The organism is Chitinivorax sp. PXF-14 (assembly GCF_040812015.1).
Classification (GTDB): Bacteria; Pseudomonadota; Gammaproteobacteria; order Burkholderiales; family SCOH01; genus JBFNXJ01.
Window position 1 is genome coordinate 200,294 of sequence record NZ_JBFNXJ010000001.1, and the last position, 20,817, is coordinate 221,110.

The following is a 20,817-nucleotide window of genomic DNA, read 5'->3' on the forward strand; positions in this document are numbered from 1 at the left end:
CCGGATCAACAACAATAAACCACTAGGGAACACATGACACATACAGATAAAACAGGCGTAGATCGCCGCTTGCCATTGCTGGCTGCGTTGACTGCATTGGCCCTGGCTGGGTGCGCGGTAGCACCGGCCCCCCTGAGCCTGAGCGAACGCCAGGCGACGCTGGCGGCAGACCAGCAGACCATGTTCGGCAACCAGGAGCCGCTGGTCGGGCCGATGGGCCTGCAGGAAGCAATGGCGCGCGCGCTGAAATACAACCAGGATTATCGCGTCAAGCTGATGGAAGAGGCCATGGCGCAGCGCCAGCTGGATTTATCCAGCCTCGACATGTTGCCCAGGCTGGCGGCCGCGGCGGGTTACACCGCCCGCAGCAAGGACAACGCCTCGTCGTCGCAAAACGTTGCAACGGGCGAACAGTCGCTCGTGCCGTCGATTTCGTCGGAACGGCATAACCTCAATGCCGACCTGAGCCTGAGCTGGAACGTACTGGACTTCGGCGTCAGCTACTATTCGGCGCAACAACAGTCGGATCGACTGCTTATCCTGCAGCAGCGCAAGCGCAAGGTAGAGCAGCAGCTGATGCAGCAGGTGCGCGAAGCCTGGTGGCAGGCGGTTGCCGCACAACAGCTCGAAAATCGCATCGATGCACTGTTGAAGCAGGCCAATGCGGCGCTGGACGACTCGCGCAAGGCGGAGCAGCAGAAGTTGCGCGCGCCGCTGGAGGCGCTGAATTACCGCCGCCAGCTGCTTGACGTCGTGCGCCAGATGGGCGTGGTCCGCAACGCGCTGGCACAGGCGAAACCCAGGCTGGCAGCCATTACCAACCTGCCGCCGAGCAAGGATTTCCAGGTGGCGGTACCGGCCGACATGCCGCTGCCAGCGCTGAACCTGAGCGTGGATAAAATGGAAGAGATGGCGTTGCTGAACCGGCCGGAACTGGCCGAGGCCCGCTATAACGAGCGCATCGGCGTCATGGAAACCCGTAAGGCAATTGCCAAGCTGTTGCCGGGGATCGAGTTCAGCGTTGGCGAGCACTACGACCGCAACAAGTTCCTGGTCAACAATAGCTGGAGCGATGCCGGGCTGCGGGTAAGCTGGAATCTGCTGAACCTGTTCAACGCACGCACCATTACCCGCTCGGCGGACGCGCAACTGGAAGTCGCCAAGGCGCAGCGCATGGCGCTCAATATGGCGGTGTTGAGCCAGGTGCATGTCGCGTATCTCGATCTGCAGGGCCGCTCGCAGCAATTCTCGCTGGAAACGGAGCTCAACGATGTTGAGCAGGGCATTTACGAGCAGAACCGCAACGCGACGCTGAGCGGTGCCCAGGGCCGCTTGCCCGCCATCATGGCGGATGCCAGCGCGGTGTATGCCTCGCTGCGTTACTACAAGAGCTACGGCGATTTGCAGAACGCCTATGGCCAGCTGGGCGCAAGCCTGGGGCTCGACCCATTGCCGGAAAGCGTGGCCAGCCATGACCTGCGGACCTTGAGCGAGGCATTCAAGGGTGTTGAAAAGCAGTGGCAGGGCAAGGTTGCCGGAGAGAAGCAGTGAGGTTTCGCCCACTGTTCGGGTGGGTTCTGCTGGTTACCGCCGCGGGTGCCGCCACGGCCGCACCGACGGCAGTGGCCAACGCTTCTGACGGCCGCATCCGGGTGCAACTGATGGCCCGCAACGCCGTCACCTTGTCCAGCGAAGTGGCCGCGCGGATTGCCAGCCTGTCGATGCAGGAAGGCAGCAGTTTCAAGCGTGGCCAGGCGCTGGTCGAATTCGATTGCAGCAGTTATCGCGCCCAATTGCGCAAGGCGCAGGCCGCACTGGAGGCGGCCACTCAGCTGGCCAAGGTCAATGCTCAGCTGGCGCAGCTCAACTCGACCGGTGCGCTGGAAGTCGCGCAGGCCCAGGGCAAGGCCAAGGAGGCCGCAGCCGAAGCCAGTTATGTGCAGACCATCGTCGACAAGTGCGTCATCAGCGCGCCGTTCAATGGCCGCGTGGCCCGCCGGATCGCGGCCGCACACCAGTATGTCAACCAGGGCAGCCCGATTCTGGATATCGTCGATTCCGGCGCGCTGGAAGTGCGCATGCTGGTGCCCTCCAAATGGTTGAGCACGCTCAAGCTCGGCAGCCGGTTTTCCGTCGCGGTGGATGAGCTGGGCGCCAGTTTCCCGGCGCGGATCGAACGCCTGGGCGCGCAGATCGATCCGGTCAGCCAGTCGATACTGGCGGTGGGCGTCATCGACGGGAACGCCAGCAGTCTGTTGCCGGGCATGAGCGGCTGGGCCAGCTTTAAGTAGGGATCGCATGGAGCAAGCCGATAGAGCCCGGGAGCTGGCCGGTCTGGTCCAGCTGTTGCACCGTGCACGCGATTCAGTCGATTCCGCGCAGCTGGGGTTCATTGCCGTCAACGAAACCAGGCAACTATTGCCCTATCGCCAGGCCGCCTTGTGGCGAGAGGACCTGCACCGGCACGTCGCGGCGCTGTCCGGCCTGGCGGAGCTGGATGCCACCGCGCCATACGTGCAATGGCTGGCCGGGGTGTTTCGCCATCTCGCCGCCGGCCACGATGCAGGTGGCGCGCTTGAGCTGACGGCCGATAGCTTGCCCGCCCAGCTGGGCGCCGATTGGGCTGCCTGGTTGCCTCCCCATGCATTGTGGCTGCACCTGGGTGAACACGGTGCGCTGTTGCTGGCGCGTGAATCGCCCTGGGGGGCATTTGAGCTGAAGCTGGCGGAAGAGCTGGCGCATGGGTACGCCCACGCGCTGGCACATTTTGCCCCGCGCCAGAGCGTACGCGAGCGGGTTGCCCGCTGGATCAGGCCGGGGCCGCGCCAGCGCTGGCTGCTATTGGCGGCACTGCTGATCAGCTGCCTCCCGCTGCGCCTGAGCGTGCTGACGCGCGCAGAGGTGGTGCCGCAGCGGCCACTGTTGCTGCGGGCGCCGATGGCCGGGGTGATCGACCGTATCGCGGTGGAGCCGAACCAGCGCGTGGCAAAGGGCGAGCCGCTGTTCGACCTCGATGCCACGGCGCTCTCGGGCCAGGCCGCCATCGCGGCACGCGAGCGCGACGCGGCACAGGAAAGCTTTCGTGTCAGCGCCCAACTGGCCGTCACCGACGACAAGGGCAAGTTGGCAATGGCGCAGGAGCGGGCAAGGCTGGAGGAAAAAAGCATCGCCGCCGATTACTCGCATCGCGAGCTGCAGCGTCTGCACGTCACCGCCCCTGCCGCTGGCGTGGTGGTGTTTTCCGACCGTAACGACTGGTTGGGCAAGGCCGTGGCGGTGGGGGAAAAGGTGATGACACTGGCCGACCCGGCACAGGTGGAACTGACCGCCTGGCTGCCCGCCGCCGATGCCATCGATGTGGCGCCGGGAGCGCCGGTCTCGTTGCACCCCAATGCGAGCCCAACCGACGCCTACGATGCCGAAATCATCCGCGTTGCCTACAAGGCCGAGGTGGTTGACGGTGGTCTGCTCGCGTATCGCATACAGGCGCGCTTTGTCGGCACGGCCAAGCCACGGCTGGGGCAGATGGGTACGGCGCGGATCTATGGCAGCCGGGCTCCGCTCATCTACCACGTATTGCGCCGCCCGCTGACCGCCGCCCGGCAGTGGCTGGGATGGTAAGCATGCAGCGCCGTGATCTGCCGCTGCTGCGTGAAGAGCTGTCGCTGCACCAGGGCCCGGTGCAGGCCGATGGCTCGCCCAGCTGGACCTTGCACGACCCAAGCATCAACCGCTTCTACCAGCTCGGCTGGGCCAGCTTCGAGATGCTGTCGCGCTGGTCGGCAGGCTCGGTCACCGCGCTGCTGGCCGCGGTCAACGCCGAAACAGCCTTGCAGTTGACCGCTGACGATGTCGACGCCCTCATCGGTTTTCTGTCCCGCCATCAGTTGCTGCAGGTCGCCTGTGCCGAACAGAGCCAGGCGCTGTGGCGCATGCAGCAGGCGAGCCGGCCCGGCCGCGCGATGTGGCTGCTAAAAAATTACCTGTTTTTCCGCGTGCCGCTGTTGCGACCGGAAGCCATGCTCAGCCGGCTGCTGCCCTGGTGTCGCTGGCTGTTCGTACCGCGTTTCTGGTGGGGCATGGGGGCCATGCTGCTGACGGCGCTGGTGCTGGTATCGCAGCGCTGGGATGCATTCACGCACACCTTTTCGGCCTACGGCGGATGGTGGGCGGCGATCGGTATCGGCCTGTCGCTGGCGCTGGCCAAGGTGCTGCACGAAATGGGCCACGCACTGACGGCGCGCCATTTCGGCTGCCGGGTGCCGGCGATAGGGGTGGCTTTCCTGGTGATGGTGCCGGTGCTGTATACCGACACCAACGATGCCTGGAAGCTGCAATCAAGGCGTGCCCGACTGCTGATCGGCGCGGCCGGCATGCTGGCCGAACTGACACTGGCGGTATGGGCCACGCTGCTGTGGTGTTTTCTGCCCGATGGCCCGTTACGCGCGGGTGTGTTCCTGCTGGCATCGACAACCTGGGTGGCCACCGTGCTGGTGAACGCCAGCCCGTTCATGCGCTTCGATGGCTACTTTCTGCTGGCGGATTATCTCGGCCTGCCCAATCTGCATTCCCGCACCTTTGCGCTTGCGCTGTGGCAGCTGCGCCGCTTCCTGTTGGGCCTGGACGACCCGCCGCCGGAACATTTTCCCACCGTGCGCCGCAACGGGCTGATCCTGTTCGCCTGGGCCACCTGGCTATACCGGCTGGTGGTGTTCCTGTCGATCGCGTTCCTGGTGTATCACTTCTTTTTCAAGTTGCTGGGCCTGTTGCTGCTGTGCGTCGAGCTCGGCTGGTTCATTGTCCGCCCGATTGTCGGCGAACTGCGGGTGTGGTGGGGACGGCGCGCCGAATTGCGCTGGCAGACGGAAACCCGACGCAGCGCAGCCATGCTGGGCGCACTATTGTTGCTGCTGGCCATCCCCTGGTCGTCCGGGGTGTCCAGCCCGGCGGTGCTGGGCGCCGCGCAATCGCAGGGCCTATACGCACCCGTGGCGGCGACGGTTGAGGACGTGATGGTGCGCGATGGCCAGGTCGTTCAACCGGGGCAGGTGCTGGCGCAATTGCGCTCGCCCGCACTGGACGCGCAACTGGTGCTGGCCGATGTGCGGGAGCAGGCAATGAAGTGGCAGCTGGCCCAGCAGGCATTCAGTACCGAGCTGCAGCAACAGGGAACGGCCTTGCACAAGCAATGGCAGGCTGCCCGGGAACAACTCAACGGTTTGCGCCAGCAACAGGCCCGGCTGGTCATGCGCGCACCGTTTGCCGGCCGGGTGGTTGATATCAACGAGGCGCTGCACGCAGGCGCCACCATGGCGGAAGGCGAGCACCTGCTGGATATCGCCGGATTGACCGGGGCCAAGGTCGAAGCCTTGGTCGACGAGGCGTCCATCTCCAGCATCCAGACCGGCAACACCGCGAGCTTCGTCGCGGACAACGGCGGGCGGGCAGCCATCAACTGCCGCGTCGGGAAAGTCGACCGGCTCAACCTGAGCGTGCTGGATCAGCCATTGCTGGCATCCAGCTATGGCGGGCCGATCGCCACTGAGCTGCGGGATCATGGCCCGAAGCCACTCGCCGCCTGGTTCCGGGTCCGCCTGGAAAAATGCGATGCGGTTGCCGCGCCAGCCATGGAGATGGCAGGCACCGCGCGTATTCAAGGAACGCGCTACAGCTTCCTTGGCCGCATGGTCACTCGGCTGCTGGGCGAAATCCAGCGCGAATCGGGCATGTAGTGTAGAGCCCGTTTTCAAGGCATGGATGCCTTTCCAAAGGAGATGCCAGTCGCCGTATCCGCCGACGTGGCATTCAAGCGACTGCTTCGATCTGATGCCGGCCATGCCGACATGGCATCGCAGCGTTCGCCTCACGATTGGCGCGATCGGCATTAATCATGGCACGTTGCGCTAGTGCTGCATGGATATCAGACGCCTACCATCTCCTTATCGAATCGAGCTACCCGAACCAAGGAGAAACCATGAAATTCGCGACGGCATTGATCACCGGCGCTTCGAGCGGCATAGGTCTGGAGCTGGCTCGCATCCATGCAAAGAAGGGGGGCGACGTCGTCCTGGTGGCGCGCTCGCGGGACAAGCTCGAATCCATCAAGCAGGAACTCCAGGCACAGTACGGTGTGACAGTGCATGTGATTGCCGAGGATCTCGCCGACCCCGCATCGGCCGATCGCATCTTCTCCGCCACCGAGGCGCTGGGGCTCGCTATCGACGTGCTGATCAACAATGCCGGCTTCGGCGGCCATGGCAAGTTTGCCGAACGTGACCTCGCTGCCGAGCAGGCCATGATGCAGGTGAATATGGTGACGCTGACCAAGCTGACGCATCATTACCTGAAAGGCATGGTGGCACGCCGCCGCGGGCGCATCCTGAATGTCTCGTCGACCGCGTCGTTCATGCCCGGCCCGTTGCAGGCGGTGTACTACGCGACCAAGGCCTACGTCACCTCCTTCACCCAGGCTATTGCCGAAGAGGCCCGCGAATATGGCGTGACGGCCACGGCGTTGTGTCCGGGCGCGGTGGCAACCGGCTTCGTCGCCGCCGGCAATCTGCAAGGCGTGGCCGTCTGGAAGAACGCCAAGTCGGCCGAGTCCGTGGCGCTCTGCGGCTACGAGGCCATGGAGCGCGGTAAACTGGTGGCCTTCAACGAGGGAAAGCTGCGGGTCATGCTTGACTGGATTGTTCCGCTGCTGCCGCGCAAGGCAGTGCTGAAGATGTCGCGCCAGGCGATGGAAAAGACTGCCTGATGAAACAAGCCACGCGCTTCACCGTGCATCCCGGCTGGAAACTGATCCTCACCGACATGGGGGTTGCTCCCGGTGATGTGTTGGCACTGGCCGAACTGCCCGCCGACCTGTTCAGCCGCAGGGATGCCTCGCTGACGCCAGCCGAATACTTTCGTATCTTTCACAGCCTCGAAAATATGGTCGGCGAAGCCGGATTGCCACTGCAACTGGGCAGGGCCATCTTGGTTGAAGCCTTCGATCCGTCACTCTTCGCCTGCCTGTGCAGCCCGAACTTCAATGTCGCGCTCACCCGGCTTGCGGAGTACAAGCGCCTTTGCGGGCCCTTGGCACTGGAGGTCTTCATTGGTAAAGGCTACACCGAGGTGTCCTTCGAATGCTATGGCTATGACCGACCGCTGCCACGCAGCTTAGCCGCGATGGAAGTGGTTTTCTTCACGCAACTGGCACGCTTGGCCACGCGGCACCCGGTCAGCCCGATCGAGATGGAATTGGCGATCCTGCCGAACCCGCCCACTCCTTGCGAAGATTTCCTTGGTTGCGGCATGCGGCAGGGTAACGGCAACCGCATTCGCTTCTCCGCAGAAGATGCTGCGCAGCCATTCCTGACCGAGAACATCGCCATGTGGCAATTCTTCGAGCCCGAACTACAGGCGCGCCTATCCAAGCTCGACGCCGAGGCCAGCACGCGCGAACGTGTGCGCAGCGCACTGCTCGACATGCTGCCAAGCGGCCAGAGCACCATCGAGGAGATTTCGAGCCGCCTGGCGATGAGCAAGCGATCGCTGCAGCGCCATCTTGCCGACGAGGCCGTGAGCTATCAGGACGTGCTCAACGACACGCGGCAGGAACTGGCCAGCTATTACCTGACCCGTTCGGCTATCTCGCCGGGCGAGATTTCCTTCCTGGTCGGCTTTCGGGACACTAACTCATTCCTGCGTGCCTTCAAGGGCTGGACGGGCGTTACGCCAGGCGAATACCGCAGCCTGCAGCGCTCATCCGGCCACACCGCGGTGGTCAGTCCAAATCACTGACCGACCAGCAAATCCCGAATAGACCGTCGGCCGCCCCGACCTCAATGATCGAGTCGGTCGGCATAGATGTAGGCTCCGTACGACTGCTCAGCTCAGGTGCTTGCCATCGAACCGGCGAGAACCCAACCGCCGTTTCGGATCGACCCGGGGCACTCGTGGACTTCCGCACCGCCATCCACCCGAGGCCGGCCAACGTTGCCTTTCAGTCAATTGGCAAGGCTGCCCTTCGCCTTCATCTTGCTCAGATCTACCGACACCGCTTGCGCCTCCAATTCATCACGCTTACCGCGAACGGTTGGGGTTCTCCAGCTAGCCAAATGGCGTCAGCGGTTCGTGTCAGCGGGGTGAGGGCCGACAGCGTGTACATACTCGATCCAATGGCATTTATGGGCCAGCATGGATGCCACGGTACGACCAAGCGTAGGTGGATGCTGTTCACCACATCGCCAAATAGGCACAGGGCAGCTTTGTCGGTGAGGCTAACCTGAAAGTCGCGCCGGAGTTTAATCCTTGATCCAGAGTTAAGTGGCAAAAGCCCAGCATTGAATGAAAAGCTATATCAACCCCCCAACACTTTTTTATCCCGACCCCACCAGCCCCCGGACTTGAAATCCCCCGCACTCGTCACTATTATTAGCACTCCTGTTAGACGAGTGCTAACAACAGACTTCCCAAGGCTGACAAGCCGTGCAGGCCCGCCTGTGCTGGTGATGCAACCTTAATCTTTGATCAGGAGATATCTATGAAAATTCGTCCTCTGCACGATCGCGTGATCGTGAAGCGCCTCGAAGCTGAAGAAAAGACTTCGTCCGGCATCGTTCTGCCGGGCAATGCTGCCGAGAAGCCGGACATGGGCGAAATCCTTGCCGTGGGCAATGGCAAGGTACTGGAGAATGGCTCCGTACGCGCACTTGAGCTGAAGGTTGGCGACAAGGTGATCTTCGGCAAGTACGCCGGCCAGACCGTCAAGGTTGACGGCGAAGAGCTGCTGGTGATGCGCGAAGAAGACATCATGGGTGTGGTTGAGCGCTAAGCTCCCGCCCATCGTTCAACTGAATTCTGGAGATTAAATAATGGCTGCTAAAGACGTTAAGTTTGGTGATTCCGCCCGTGCCAAGATGGTCGTGGGTGTCAATATTCTGGCTGATGCCGTCAAGGTAACGCTGGGCCCCAAGGGCCGCAATGTGGTGCTGGACCGCTCGTTCGGTTCGCCGACCATCACCAAGGACGGTGTATCGGTCGCCAAGGAAATCGAACTGAAGGACAAGTTCGAGAACATGGGCGCGCAGATGGTCAAGGAAGTGGCTTCCAAGACCTCCGACATCGCTGGTGACGGCACCACCACCGCTACCGTGCTGGCACAGGCGATCGTGCTGGAAGGCATGAAGTTCGTTGCCGCCGGCATGAACCCGATGGACCTGAAGCGCGGCATCGACAAGGCTGTCATCGCGCTGGTCGGCGAGCTGAAGAACATCTCCAAGCCTTGCACCACGACCAAGGAAATCGCTCAGGTTGGCTCGATCTCGGCCAACAGCGATGCCGACATCGGCCAGATCATCGCTGACGCGATGGACAAGGTCGGCAAGGAAGGCGTGATCACCGTTGAAGACGGCACCAGCCTGAACAACGAACTGAATGTCGTGGAAGGCATGCAGTTCGACCGCGGCTACCTGAGCCCGTACTTCATCAACAATCCGGAAAAGCAGATCGCTGCGCTGGAAAACCCGTTCGTGCTGCTGTTCGACAAGAAGATCAGCAACATCCGCGACCTGCTGCCGGTGCTGGAACAGGTTGCCAAGGCTGGCCGTCCGCTGCTGATCATCGCTGAAGATGTCGATGGCGAAGCGCTGGCTACCCTGGTGGTCAACAACATCCGTGGCATCCTGAAGACCGTTGCCGTCAAGGCTCCTGGCTTCGGCGACCGCCGCAAGGCCATGCTGGAAGACATCGCGATCCTGACCGGCGGCACCGTGATTGCCGAAGAAGTCGGCCTGACCCTGGAAAAGGCTACCCTGCAAGACCTCGGCCAAGCCAAGCGCATCGAAGTCGGCAAGGAAAACACCATCATCATCGACGGCGTTGGCGCTGCTGAAACCATCCAGGCTCGCGTCGGCCAAATCCGCAAGCAGATCGAAGAAGCGACCAGCGACTACGATCGTGAAAAGCTGCAAGAGCGCGTGGCCAAGCTGGCCGGTGGTGTTGCCGTGATCAAGGTTGGCGCTGCGACCGAAGTCGAAATGAAGGAAAAGAAGGCCCGCGTGGAAGACGCGCTGCACGCTACCCGTGCTGCCGTTGAAGAGGGTATCGTTCCTGGCGGTGGCGTTGCGCTGCTGCGTGCACGTTCCGCACTGGCTTCGCTGAAGGGCGACAACCACGACCAGGACGCAGGCGTCAAGATCGTGCTGCGCGCAATCGAAGCGCCGCTGCGCCAGATCGTTCAGAACGCAGGCGACGAGCCGTCGGTCGTGATCAACAAGGTGCTGGAAGGTACCGGCAACTTCGGCTACAACGCTGGCACCAGCGTTTACGGCGACATGGTTGAAATGGGCGTGCTGGATCCGACCAAGGTGACCCGTTCGGCGCTGCAACACGCGGCCTCGATCGCTGGCCTGATGCTGACTACCGACGCCATGGTGGCCGAGCTGCCGGAAGACAAGCCTGCCATGCCGGGTGGTATGGGCGGCATGGGCGGCATGGGTGGCATGGACATGTAATTGCCTCGCGGCAGCTACACCCAGCTCCAGAAGAAACCCCGCGCAAGCGGGGTTTTTTTGTGCCTGGCCGCGTTAGGCGGGTTCGCTGTGATAGCCGTGGCGCGGGCCGTACGGGGCTGGCCGCCGTGGGGGATGACGGCCACGCTGCCCGTTGCCATCCCCACGACAAGGCGATCGGCCGGATGCCCCGGCGCAGAGCGGCAGCAGGCGCACCGGCTTTGCTACCGACGTTAATCACACCTTAAGCGAGCAGCCTTAAGCTGCGCCCTTGATCTGCCGGCACGCCGTGACACGGCTGCCGGTTTACAATGCCACCCCTATCCAGCGTAGCGAATCCGCCATGAGACCTTCCGACATCGAAGACGACGAGCACGAGAACAGCGCCGGCAAGCACGCGGCGGCGCAACGCAGCACGCTGGTCAGCGTGGTGGTCAATCTCGTGCTGACGACGCTGCAGGTGGCGGCCGGTATCTTTTCCGGCTCGCAGGGCCTGATCGCCGACGGTATCCACTCGCTGTCCGACCTGATCGCCGACGGCGTGGTGCTGTTCGCCAACCATCATAGCCAGAAGGGCGCGGACGAGGATCACCACTACGGCCACCATCGTTACGAGAACGCGGCCTCGCTGGTGCTGGGCGGGCTGTTGCTGGCGGTCGGCATTGGCATGCTGTGGGCCGCGGTGCAGAAGATCCAGGCGCCGGAATCGATCCCCCGCGTGCACCTGATCGCGCTGTGGGTGGCGCTGGGCGCGCTGCTGTCGAAAGAGCTGCTGTTCCGCTACATGCTGCGAATCGCCGAACGCGTGCGCTCCAGCATGCTGATCGCCAACGCCTGGCACGCGCGCTCGGATGCCGCATCGTCGCTGGTGGTGGCGATCGGCATCGGCGGCAACCTGCTGGGTTTCCCGTTGCTCGACCCGCTCGCGGCGCTGGTGGTGGGCGTGATGGTCAGCAAGATGGGCTGCGAATTCGCCTGGGACGCGCTGCACGACCTGATGGACCGCGCGATCTCGGAGGAAGAGGTCGCCGCGATCCGCCAGACTCTGCTCGACACCCCCGGCGTACTGGGCCTGCACGAGCTGCGCACGCGCAAGATGGGCGACCTGGCTGTGATCGACGTCCATCTCGAGATCGACGCCAACATGACCGTCGCCCAAGGCCACGACATCGCGGTGGAAGCGCGCCGCCGCGTGATGACGGCGCATCGCGTGCTCAACGTGATGACCCACGTCGACCCGGTCGACCTGGCCGTTCGAGCCGCCTGACTTTGGCCGGCCCGCCCGGGCCAGCCTGTTTCCGTTATTTGCCGGCCGGTTTCAGCTCGATGCGCTCGCGGTATTGCGCATCGATGTTCACCTGTTTGAACGGCATCGGCTGATAACGCCCGTCCAGCCACCAGTCGATGCCGTCCGCGTAATGCGGGCTGCCCGGGTGGCTCGATTGCCCGCCCGCATTGATCACCTGCATCGGCTCGTCGCGGCCGAAATCGACGATGATGCGCATGGCCGGCACCAGCCAGGTGTGGAAGTCCACGCCGACCGGGTAGGCCGCCACATTGAGCGTCGAATGGTCGCCACCGGCGGGATAGGGGCCGCGGTTCAGGATGTCGTCCACCAGCCACAGGCCGAAGCGGTCGAAGGCGCCGAGGTAGGGCGCGAGCTTCTTGCCGTCGGTCTCCCATTCGTAGGTATGCAGCTTGCCCCAGGCCCACTGGCCCGCATCGTGCCCGAGCCGCGCCTTGAGCAGCCCGATCGCATCGGCGAGCGCGCGTGCGATGATGTCGGCCTTGGTCTCGCGCGCCGGCGTGCGGATATCGTCCCAGAACGGGCTGTCCTCGCGGCCCAGCAGGTGGTCGTCGATGGCGCCGTAGCTCGCGTCGTTGAGTCGCACGAAAGCGGCCCAGGCGCCGCTGTCGGGGCCGCCCAGCTCGTCGCCGAAGGTATCGAGCGCCAGGCTGTGCAGGAAGGCGCCATAGATGGCCGCATCGGCCGACTGCGGCGACATCTCGCCATCGAAGGCCAGAAGCCGCGCCAGTGCTTGCTCTGCGGCGGGCCTGGCGGCCGCGTCCAGCTTGGCGATGGCGGCATCCACCGTGGCGCGGTGGGCGCCGAGCCAGTCGCGGAATTTGTCGGCAAGCCGCGAGTGGCGGTCGAGCTGCATGCGCTCGCTGCTGGCCGCGCTATGCTGGCGGCTCGCCGCGAGCAGCTCGGTGGCGCGTTCCGAGCGCTCCGGGTAATACCAGCTCGAGGTCAGGTGATAGGGGTAGTCCGCGCCGACGGTGCGGTGGTTGGCCGTGGCGATGAAGCCCGCTGCCGGGTCGAGGCTGGCCGGGTGCTTGTCCGCGTCCAGATAGCCCTGCCATTCGTATTCGCCATTCCAGCCCGGGCTCGGCAACTGGCCGCGGCCCTTGGCCCGCAAGGGATAGCGGCCGGTGACCTGCCAGCCGATATGCTCGCGGTCGCCGAAGACCATATTGAGCTCGATCGCGCGCACCTGGCGCAGGATGGGCTGCGCCTCGGCCACGCTCTGCGCGCGGTTCAGCGCGAAGAAGGCATCGAGGCTCTTGTCCGCCTCGAACGCCGCGCTCTGGATGGCGATGCCGTAGCCGCTCCTGACTTCGCGCGCGAGCAGGTCGTGCATCGGCGGCCGGGACAGCACACCATTGAGCAGCGGGCCGTGGCGCGTCTCGTACACCGTCTCGTCGACCGCCTTGCCGCCCTTCATCCGGTAGCGCTCGGTGCGCGCGGTGCACGGCAGCCACTGCCCTTGGTACAGGTAGTGCGGCTTGCCGTCGATCTGCTTGATCTGTTCGAGGAAGACATCCTGATTGTCGGCCATCACCATGGTCATGCCCCAGGCGAGCTTGCCGTTGAAGCCCGCAACCACGCCGGGCAGGCCGGCCGCCGCGACACCCGCGACATCGAAGCCTGGCGCGCGGGCATGCACGTAATGCCACATGGCCGGCTGCGACAGCGGCAGATGGGTGTCGTTGGCGACGATGCTGGCGCCGCGGGCGGTGCGGACGGGGGCGATCGCCCAGTTGTTCGAGGCGGCGATGCCTTGGTTGGTCACCTTGTCGAGTGCGGCCTGCGCCAGCAACAGCTTGTCGATGGCCGGGTTGAGCGTGGCCAGATCGAGCCCCTTGAGCTTGGCCGCCTCGTCGAACGGCAGCGGCTCGTCGCGATAGCTCGGCGCCAGCCAGGCGGCTTTTTCCCAGCCGACCTGCTGCGCCAGGCGCAGGAAGCCGACTTCTTCCTGCAGGTTCTGCGCCAGGCCGAAATTGATCAGCGCGAACACGCTCATCGAATCGAGCGGTGTCCACGGCTCGGGCTGGTAGCCGGCGAGCTTGAGGTCGGGTGGCAGCGGACGGGCCTTGAGCCAGGCGTTGACGCCGGCGGCGTAGCGCTCGAGCAGGCGGCGCCCCTCGGGCGAGGCGTTGGCGAGCAGGATCTCGGCCGAGCGCCTGAGGTTGAGGGTGCGCATGTAGCGGTCGATGTCGAGTACCGGCTCGCCCACCATCTCGGCCAGCCGCCCCTGCGCGATCAGCTTGAAGCCGATCATCTGCGCGAAGCGATCCTCCGCCGCGACGAAACCCTGGGCGTAGACGAGGTCGTCGAGCGACGCCGCGTCGATCAGCGGGATGCCCAACGTGTCGCGCCGCACCGACACGGCGGCATCGAGCCCGGCAAGCTCGATCGTGGCCGGTGGCGGGGTCTCTGCGAATTGTGAACGCAAGAGGCCGCTGCAGCCAGGCAGGGCAAGGGTGACGGCGAGCGCAAGCGCACTCGCCCGTAGCGCTAAGGCTGGGCGATACATGGTTTCTCCTCTTTCTCCGTATCGGGCACGCCGGAAATCCTGCCGCGCGCAACTCCTGCCTCGGCTGCCCGCTTGTGCCCCAGCCATCCGCCAGATGGGCTTGGGCCTCCGCTGTGGGCCTTGCCGGGCCTTTGCCTGCTCGCGGCGGTTGCGCGATATACCCGCCTGTTGGTGTTGTCCCGCGATTGTAAGCACGAGCGTGTTGCAGAAGCGAGTACCCGAGCGCGTGAAATGGCGCCGGCATCGTTTATAATCGGCGGTTTGATAACGATTTTTGCGCCGCACAAACAACATGGAACTCGCCAAAAGCTTCGAACCCGCTGCCATTGAGTCCCGCTGGTACCCGTTCTGGGAATCGCAAGGCTATTTCAAACCCAAGATGGACCCGGCCGCGCCGTCCTTCTCCATCCAGTTGCCGCCGCCGAACGTCACCGGCACGCTGCACATGGGCCACGCCTTCAACCAGACCATCATGGACAGCCTGACGCGCTACTACCGCATGCGCGGCTACAACACGCTGTGGGTGCCGGGCACCGACCATGCGGGGATCGCGACGCAGATCGTGGTGGAGCGCAAGCTCGATGCGGCCGGCGTGTCGCGTCATGACCTGGGCCGCGACAAGTTCCTCGAAAAAGTGTGGGAATGGAAGCAGGAGTCGGGCTCGACCATCACCAGCCAGATGCGCCGCATGGGCGCCTCGGTGGATTGGTCGCGCGAATACTTCACGATGGACGACAAGATGTCGCGTGCCGTCACCGAAGTCTTTGTGCGCCTGTTCGAGCAAGGCCTGATCTACCGCGGCAAGCGCCTGGTGAACTGGGACCCGGTGCTCGGCACCGCCGTCTCCGACCTCGAAGTGGTGAGCGAGGAAGAGGATGGCTCGATGTGGTCGATCGCCTACCCGGTCGAAGGCTCGGATGAAAAGATCGTCGTCGCCACCACCCGTCCCGAGACCATGCTCGGCGACGTGGCCGTGGCCGTGCATCCGGAGGACGAGCGCTACCAGCACCTGGTCGGCAAGAAGCTGCGCCTGCCGCTGGTCGAGCGCTCGATCCCGGTGATCGCCGACGATTACGTCGACCCGGCTTTCGGTACCGGCTGCGTGAAGATCACCCCGGCGCACGATTTCAACGACTACCAGATCGGTAAACGCCACAATCTGGAGCCGATCAGCATTCTGACACTGGATGCCAAGATCAACGATCTGGCGCCGGATCGCTATCAGGGTATGGACCGCTTCGAGGCGCGCAAGCGCATCGTCGCCGACCTCGAAGAGCAGGGCCTGCTGGTCGAGATCAAGAAACACAAGCTGATGGTGCCGCGCGGGGACCGTACCGGCGTGGTGATCGAGCCGATGCTGACGGACCAGTGGTTCGTCGACATGAACGACATCGCCGCCCGCTCGTTGAAGGTGGTGGCCGATGGCGAAGTTGGCTTCGTGCCCGAGCAGTGGGTCAACACCTACAACGCCTGGCTCGGCAACATCCAGGACTGGTGCATCTCGCGTCAGCTGTGGTGGGGCCACCAGATCCCGGCTTGGTACGACGAGCAGGGCAACATCTTCGTCGCCCGCAACGAGCAAGACGCACGCCAGCAGGCCGGCGACGACCGCTCGCTGAGCCGCGACGCCGACGTGCTGGACACTTGGTTCAGCTCGGCGCTGGTGCCATTCTCGACGCTGGGCTGGCCGGACAAGACGCCGGAGCTCGAACTGTTCCTGCCGTCGAGCGTGCTGGTCACCGGTTACGACATCATCTTCTTCTGGGTCGCCCGGATGATCATGATGACGACCCAGTTCACCGACACCGTGCCGTTCAAGGACGTCTACGTGCACGGCCTCGTGTTGGACGCCGAAGGCAAGAAGATGTCGAAGTCCGAAGGCAATGTGCTCGACCCGGTCGACCTGATTGACGGCATCGCGCTCGAACCGCTGCTGGAGAAGCGCACCACCGGTCTGCGCCGCCCGGAAAAGGCGCCGCAAGTGGCCAAGAAGACCGCGCAGGAATTCCCGGACGGCATCCCGGCCTATGGCACCGACGCGCTGCGTTTCACCTTCGCCTCGCTCGCTTCGCTGGGCCGCAACGTCAACTTCAACCAGAAGCGCTGCGAAGGCTATCGCAACTTCTGCAACAAGCTGTGGAACGCCACCCGCTTCGTGCTGATGAACCTCGAAGGCAAGGATTGCGGCCTCGACGCCAGTCTGCCGGTGGAACTCGGTTTCGCCGACAAGTGGATCATCAGCCGCACGCAGCAGGTCGAGCAGAGCGTCAATCATGCCTTCCAGACCTACCGCCTCGACCTCGCCGCCCAAGCGATCTACGAGTTCGCCTGGGACGAGTACTGCGACTGGTATGTCGAAATGGCCAAGGTGCAGTTGCAGGGCGGCAACGAGGCGCAGCAGCGCGCTACCCGCCGCACCCTGGCTCGCGTGCTGGAAACTATCCTGCGCATGGCGCACCCGATCATCCCCTTCATCACCGAAGAGCTGTGGCAGATTGTCGCGCCGATGGCCGGCCGCAAGGACGCCGACTCGCTGATGCTGGCCGCCTACCCGCAGCCGGACCTGAGCCGCGTCGACGAGGCCGCGCTGGCCCAGATGGGCCGCCTGCAGGAGCTGCTGCACGCCGCGCGCAACCTGCGTGGCGAGATGGGCCTGAGCCCGGCGCAGAAGGTGCCGCTATTCATCGAGGGCCAGACGGACGAGCTACAGACTTTCGTGCCCTACGTCCAGCTGCTGGCCAAGCTGTCCGAGGTCAACCTGGTTGCCGCGCTGCCGGCGGACGACGCACCGGTCGCCGTGGTCGGCGGCCTGCGCCTGATGCTCAAGGTCGAGATCGACAAGGCGGCCGAAACCGCGCGCCTGAACAAGGAAATCGGCAAGGCCGAGGCCGACCTGGCCAAGGTCACCGCCAAGCTGGAAAAACCCGGCTATACCGACAAGGCGCCGGCTCATCTGGTCGAGAAGGACCGAGCCCAGGTCGCCGAGCTGAGCGAAAAACTGGCGCGCTTCCGCGAGCAGTTGGCGAAGTTGCAGTAAGCAAGAAAAACAGGCCGCGTTAGCGGCCTGTTTTTGTGGTGGGTAGCTTGGATGTAGATCAGCCGTGTTTCGCGCTGCTGTGGCGGCAACGGCTACGCATACCTGCCGTCGCTGACAACGGAAATCAATTTGTCGAGGACGCTTGATGGAATTGCATTGGATTGGCCGGTGACAAGTCGATCCTTTAAGTTGTTTACATAGTTCAAATCGATTTCCCCCTGAAGATTTCCCATTGTTCTGTCTAATGCAATAATTACTTTCAGGTTGTCGATCTTCTTTTTTCCGGCATCTCCTGATGATGGGGATATCATTTGAATTATTTTTTTGTCTTTTTCTGTTAGTGTTTTTTCGAAGTCGATGTCTTGGTTTCTGGCACTTGGTCTCAGGTTGAGAGGGGTTGGGGTGGCGCGAGCAATAGGTGAAATGGTCAAGATGTTCTTGCCGTCTACTGGTAATAGACCGTAATCTGGTTCATCGCGAGAGATGTCTGCATGATCTTCTTTCCGTTGCAGAGTTGAGGGGTGATTTTTTTATAGAGAGTAAATTTGAAGAGTCAAGATCGATTTATCTCTAATTTTTCTATTTCAGGATGTTGCTCCTTTTTAGCCTTCTTAATGAAGGTGAGTAGTTATTTTGTGTGTATTGAATTTTCTTTTATGCGTATATGGCGTGGTTTGAGCATTAATGGATATTGATGGCGAGAATGTTTCAGAAAAAAATGGTAATTAATTTTTCATGGCAGGAGCCTGTTCCCAAACTGATCGCTGCAAGGCTGCAGCCCGCAATCCTGCGCAGGATGCAATCGGCGCGCCCAACATGGCCGACGTCGGCTTTGCCGCAACGGTTGATATGCTGTACAGCACCTTGATTACACCTGCCCGTGCTGACGGCACGCTTGGACGGCAAGCGGGCGGCAATCTCAGGCTGGCGCCGGCACCTGTTGCCCCGGCGACGGTACAACAACAAATGGAGAGACGATGTTTACGACGATTTCGATGACGCCGATGCCGCTGCGAAACCGGCCGTCGCGGTGGATTCCTGCCGGTTTCGTGCTGGCTGGTGCGGCCAATATCGGCGGCGTGCTGCTGTTCTCGCTGGGCTTCAGCAACACCCGGCTGGGTGAATTGAGCCCCTTGGTGTTCTCGCCGTTTGGCCTGCTCTGCATCATGCTGTGGGGGCTCGCTTACCTCGCGGTGGCGGGCGGCTATCGCCATGTGCCGTGGCTGGTGGCCGTGTTCGCGCTGGAGAAATTCGCCTATGTCTATACCTGGGCCGATTGGATGCGCCAGCACGCTGAGCAGCTGCCGGCCTTGTTCGGCGAGTCGCCGCTGACGGCGGCGTTTTTCGTCATCTACGGCCCGAACGACCTGCTGTTCGGCCTGTTCTTCGCGACGGTCGCCGCCGCGCGCCTGTTGCGCCGCCACTGACGATGGCGATGAATCACTCCCTGGATGTGCTGCTGTCCACTGCCGCCTCGACGCTGCGGGGTTGGCGCGGGCTGCGTGGCAGCACGGTAGTCGAGCCGCCGGCCCAGCCTCTGGTGCTGTTCGAGCGCGAGGATGGGCTGGAGAGCCGGCTGGTGCGCGAGGCCTTGACCGAGCTGAATCTCGACGCCGATATCTTCCCGTGCCCGCTCGATGGCGAGCGTTTTCTGCCTGCGCTGCAGCAGGCATCGGGCGGCGTCAGGATCCCGTTTCTGCTGGACCCGAACAATGGCGAGCAGCATGTCGGCGCCGATGCCATCGTCGGTTATCTGTTCCGCCGCTATGACGGGGGCCGCGTACCGCGCGCGCTGCGCCCGTCGCTGGCCAATATGGCGCTGTCCGGGCTCGCCACGGCAGCCCGGCTGCGCGGCAGGCTGCACGCCAAGCCCTCTCGGCCCGCCGGGCAAGCCCTGACGCTGTACAGCTTCGAATCGAGCCCGTTCTCGCGGCTGGTGCGCGAGCGCCTGTGTGAGCTAGAGCTGCCCTACCATCTGGTCAACCTCGGCAAGCAGCAATGGGCGGACATGGGGCCTGCGCGCTTCCGCTTCTCCTTGGGCCAGTACACGCCGCTGCCGGATACCAAGCGCGACGCGTTTCTCCAGCGCCACGGCAGGGTTCAGGTGCCGTTTCTGATCGACCCCAATACCGATACCGAGATGTTCGAATCGGCCGATATCGTGGCCTATCTCGATCGCCGCTACGCCGCCTGATCGGCGGCGGCCTGGCCGCGATACAGCGCGGCGATCAGGTCGGATTGCGTCACCATGCCGACCAGGCGGTTGTCTGCATTGACCACCGGGATGTGATGCAGGCCGCGATCGGACAATAGAGACACCAGCTCCACGATATGCTGGTCATCCCGCACCGTGACGACCGGGCTCGTCATCACCTGGCCCACGACTTCGGGTTTGTTCGAATGGGTGCCGACGGTGCGGCGGATGAACATCCGCAGCTTGTCCTCGAAGCTGTGGTAGGTGCGCAGGTCGGCGCGCTTGAGGATGTCGATCAGCGTGATGATGCCGATGACGCGCTGGGCACGGTCGACGACCGGGATCGCGGCGATCTTGTGCAGCCTGAGTTGCGCCCAGATTTCCTCCAGCTCGGTGCCGAACTCCGCCATGATCAGGTCGCGCGACATGATGTCGGCGCAGGTGATCTCGCCGAAGCGGCGCCGGTAGGCGTGCATCTCGGCCAGTTGCAGTACCTGTTCGAGATCATCGCTGCTGATGTCGAGCAGCTGGTTGTACTGCCGCACCGCGTGGTCGATGTCCTCGTGACGGAAGCCCACGCGTTCGAGCGGTGATGGGTCGTTCACCTTGTGCGGGTTGACCGCGTGGCGGCGCTGCGGATAGTGCCGCCCCGGCAACAGGTTGTTGACGAGCAGCGCAAACGCAAGCATGACCACCAGATTGATACCGATCGGCCACACCAGGTAGCCGTAGCCCAGTGCATCGATGCTGGCCCCGCCCATGGCGGCCGTCAGCGCGGTGGCGCCGCCCGGCGGGTGGGTGCAGCGCAGCCACAGCATGGCCAGGATGGCGGTGCCGACGGCGATGCCTTGCGCGGCATAGCCGGCCGGCAGGAATTTGGCGCAGCTCACGCCGATCAGCGCCGAGACCAGGTGCCCGCCGACGAAGGACCAAGGCTGGGCCAGCGGGCTGTGTGGCACGGCGAACAGCAGCACGGCCGAGGCGCCCATCGAGGCGATCAGGATCGGCACGCCGGGCCCGCTGATGTAGTGATGGCTGACCAGCGCGGTCAGCGCGATGGCGACGATGGCAACGAGGCCGGAGCGAAGCTTCTCGCCGGCGCTGATGGTGGGCGCCTCGGGGACGAAGCGCTGGATGAATTCGGTGACGGTTTGCATGGCGCAGGATTATCCCCGATTTGCACCAAGTCAGGGGACGGACGGCTGCGGCCTGTATCTATCGGCTCGCCGCCGTGCTGTCACTTGACGCTCCTGGCCGCCGGGCAGAGAC

General features: G+C 63.5%; 15 protein-coding genes. 12 read left to right on the plus strand and 3 right to left on the minus strand.

All coding sequences use genetic code 11. From position 1 onward, the window contains the following. Positions 1-33: 33 nt before the first annotated feature. The 9 genes from ABWL39_RS00885 (at position 34) to ABWL39_RS00925 (ending at position 11,766) form a co-directional block, all read left to right on the plus strand. Positions 34-1,551, plus strand: coding sequence for a TolC family protein (locus ABWL39_RS00885; protein ID WP_367786300.1), 1,518 nt, complete (start codon positions 34-36; stop codon positions 1,549-1,551). Further along, positions 1,548-2,291, plus strand: a complete 744-nt coding sequence (locus ABWL39_RS00890; protein ID WP_367786301.1) for an efflux RND transporter periplasmic adaptor subunit — start codon at positions 1,548-1,550, stop codon at positions 2,289-2,291. Before ABWL39_RS00885 ends, ABWL39_RS00890 begins: the two co-directional genes overlap by 4 nt. Positions 2,292-2,298: 7 nt before the next feature. Beyond that, positions 2,299-3,621 (plus strand): efflux RND transporter periplasmic adaptor subunit, encoded by a 1,323-nt coding sequence (locus ABWL39_RS00895; protein ID WP_367786303.1) that lies wholly within the window; start codon positions 2,299-2,301, stop codon positions 3,619-3,621. A 2-nt stretch (positions 3,622-3,623) separates the two neighbouring features. Then, complete coding sequence (locus tag ABWL39_RS00900; protein ID WP_367786305.1) at positions 3,624-5,732, plus strand: HlyD family efflux transporter periplasmic adaptor subunit; 2,109 nt, start codon at positions 3,624-3,626, stop codon at positions 5,730-5,732. Between the two features lie 242 nt (positions 5,733-5,974). Then, positions 5,975-6,757, plus strand: coding sequence for an SDR family NAD(P)-dependent oxidoreductase (locus ABWL39_RS00905; protein ID WP_367786307.1), 783 nt, complete (start codon positions 5,975-5,977; stop codon positions 6,755-6,757). Continuing rightward, complete coding sequence (locus ABWL39_RS00910) at positions 6,757-7,788, plus strand: AraC family transcriptional regulator ligand-binding domain-containing protein (RefSeq protein ID WP_367786309.1); 1,032 nt, start codon at positions 6,757-6,759, stop codon at positions 7,786-7,788. The genes ABWL39_RS00905 and ABWL39_RS00910 overlap by 1 nt, the downstream gene beginning before the upstream one ends. Before the next feature lie 742 nt (positions 7,789-8,530). Beyond that, positions 8,531-8,821 carry a co-chaperone GroES gene (gene groES / locus ABWL39_RS00915; RefSeq protein ID WP_367786311.1) on the plus strand — a complete coding sequence of 97 codons (291 nt, stop codon included), beginning with the start codon at positions 8,531-8,533 and terminating at the stop codon, positions 8,819-8,821. A gap of 40 nt (positions 8,822-8,861) precedes the next feature. After that, on the plus strand, positions 8,862-10,502 hold the full coding sequence (gene groL, locus ABWL39_RS00920) for a chaperonin GroEL (RefSeq protein WP_367786313.1): 1,641 nt from the start codon (positions 8,862-8,864) through the stop codon (positions 10,500-10,502). Positions 10,503-10,842: 340 nt separating this feature from the next. Beyond that, positions 10,843-11,766, plus strand: coding sequence for a cation diffusion facilitator family transporter (locus ABWL39_RS00925; RefSeq protein WP_367786315.1), 924 nt, complete (start codon positions 10,843-10,845; stop codon positions 11,764-11,766). A gap of 34 nt (positions 11,767-11,800) precedes the next feature. On the opposite strand, the gene ABWL39_RS00930 is transcribed toward ABWL39_RS00925, so the two are convergent. Then, positions 11,801-14,317, minus strand: coding sequence for a penicillin acylase family protein (locus ABWL39_RS00930; RefSeq protein WP_367786317.1), 2,517 nt, complete (start codon positions 14,315-14,317; stop codon positions 11,801-11,803). A 292-nt stretch (positions 14,318-14,609) separates the two neighbouring features. Between ABWL39_RS00930 and ABWL39_RS00935 the strand changes: the two genes are divergently transcribed. Continuing rightward, entirely contained in the window at positions 14,610-17,354 is a 2,745-nt protein-coding gene (locus ABWL39_RS00935; protein ID WP_367786319.1) for a valine--tRNA ligase, read from the plus strand. Positions 17,355-17,446: 92 nt separating this feature from the next. Here the strand turns inward: ABWL39_RS00935 and ABWL39_RS00940 are convergent, their stop codons facing one another. Then, entirely contained in the window at positions 17,447-17,785 is a 339-nt protein-coding gene (locus ABWL39_RS00940) for a hypothetical protein (protein ID WP_367786321.1), read from the minus strand. A gap of 546 nt (positions 17,786-18,331) precedes the next feature. Between ABWL39_RS00940 and ABWL39_RS00945 the strand changes: the two genes are divergently transcribed. After that, positions 18,332-18,781 carry a hypothetical protein gene (locus tag ABWL39_RS00945; RefSeq protein WP_367786322.1) on the plus strand — a complete coding sequence of 150 codons (450 nt, stop codon included), beginning with the start codon at positions 18,332-18,334 and terminating at the stop codon, positions 18,779-18,781. 8 nt (positions 18,782-18,789) lie between these two features. Continuing rightward, positions 18,790-19,548, plus strand: a complete 759-nt coding sequence (locus ABWL39_RS00950; RefSeq protein ID WP_367786324.1) for a glutathione S-transferase N-terminal domain-containing protein — start codon at positions 18,790-18,792, stop codon at positions 19,546-19,548. On the opposite strand, the gene ABWL39_RS00955 is transcribed toward ABWL39_RS00950, so the two are convergent. Then, the gene (locus tag ABWL39_RS00955; protein WP_367786325.1) at positions 19,536-20,705 is read right to left on the minus strand and encodes an HPP family protein; all 1,170 of its coding nucleotides are present in this window, start codon (positions 20,703-20,705) and stop codon (positions 19,536-19,538) included. The genes ABWL39_RS00950 and ABWL39_RS00955 overlap by 13 nt on opposite strands. Positions 20,706-20,817: the final 112 nt, after the last annotated feature.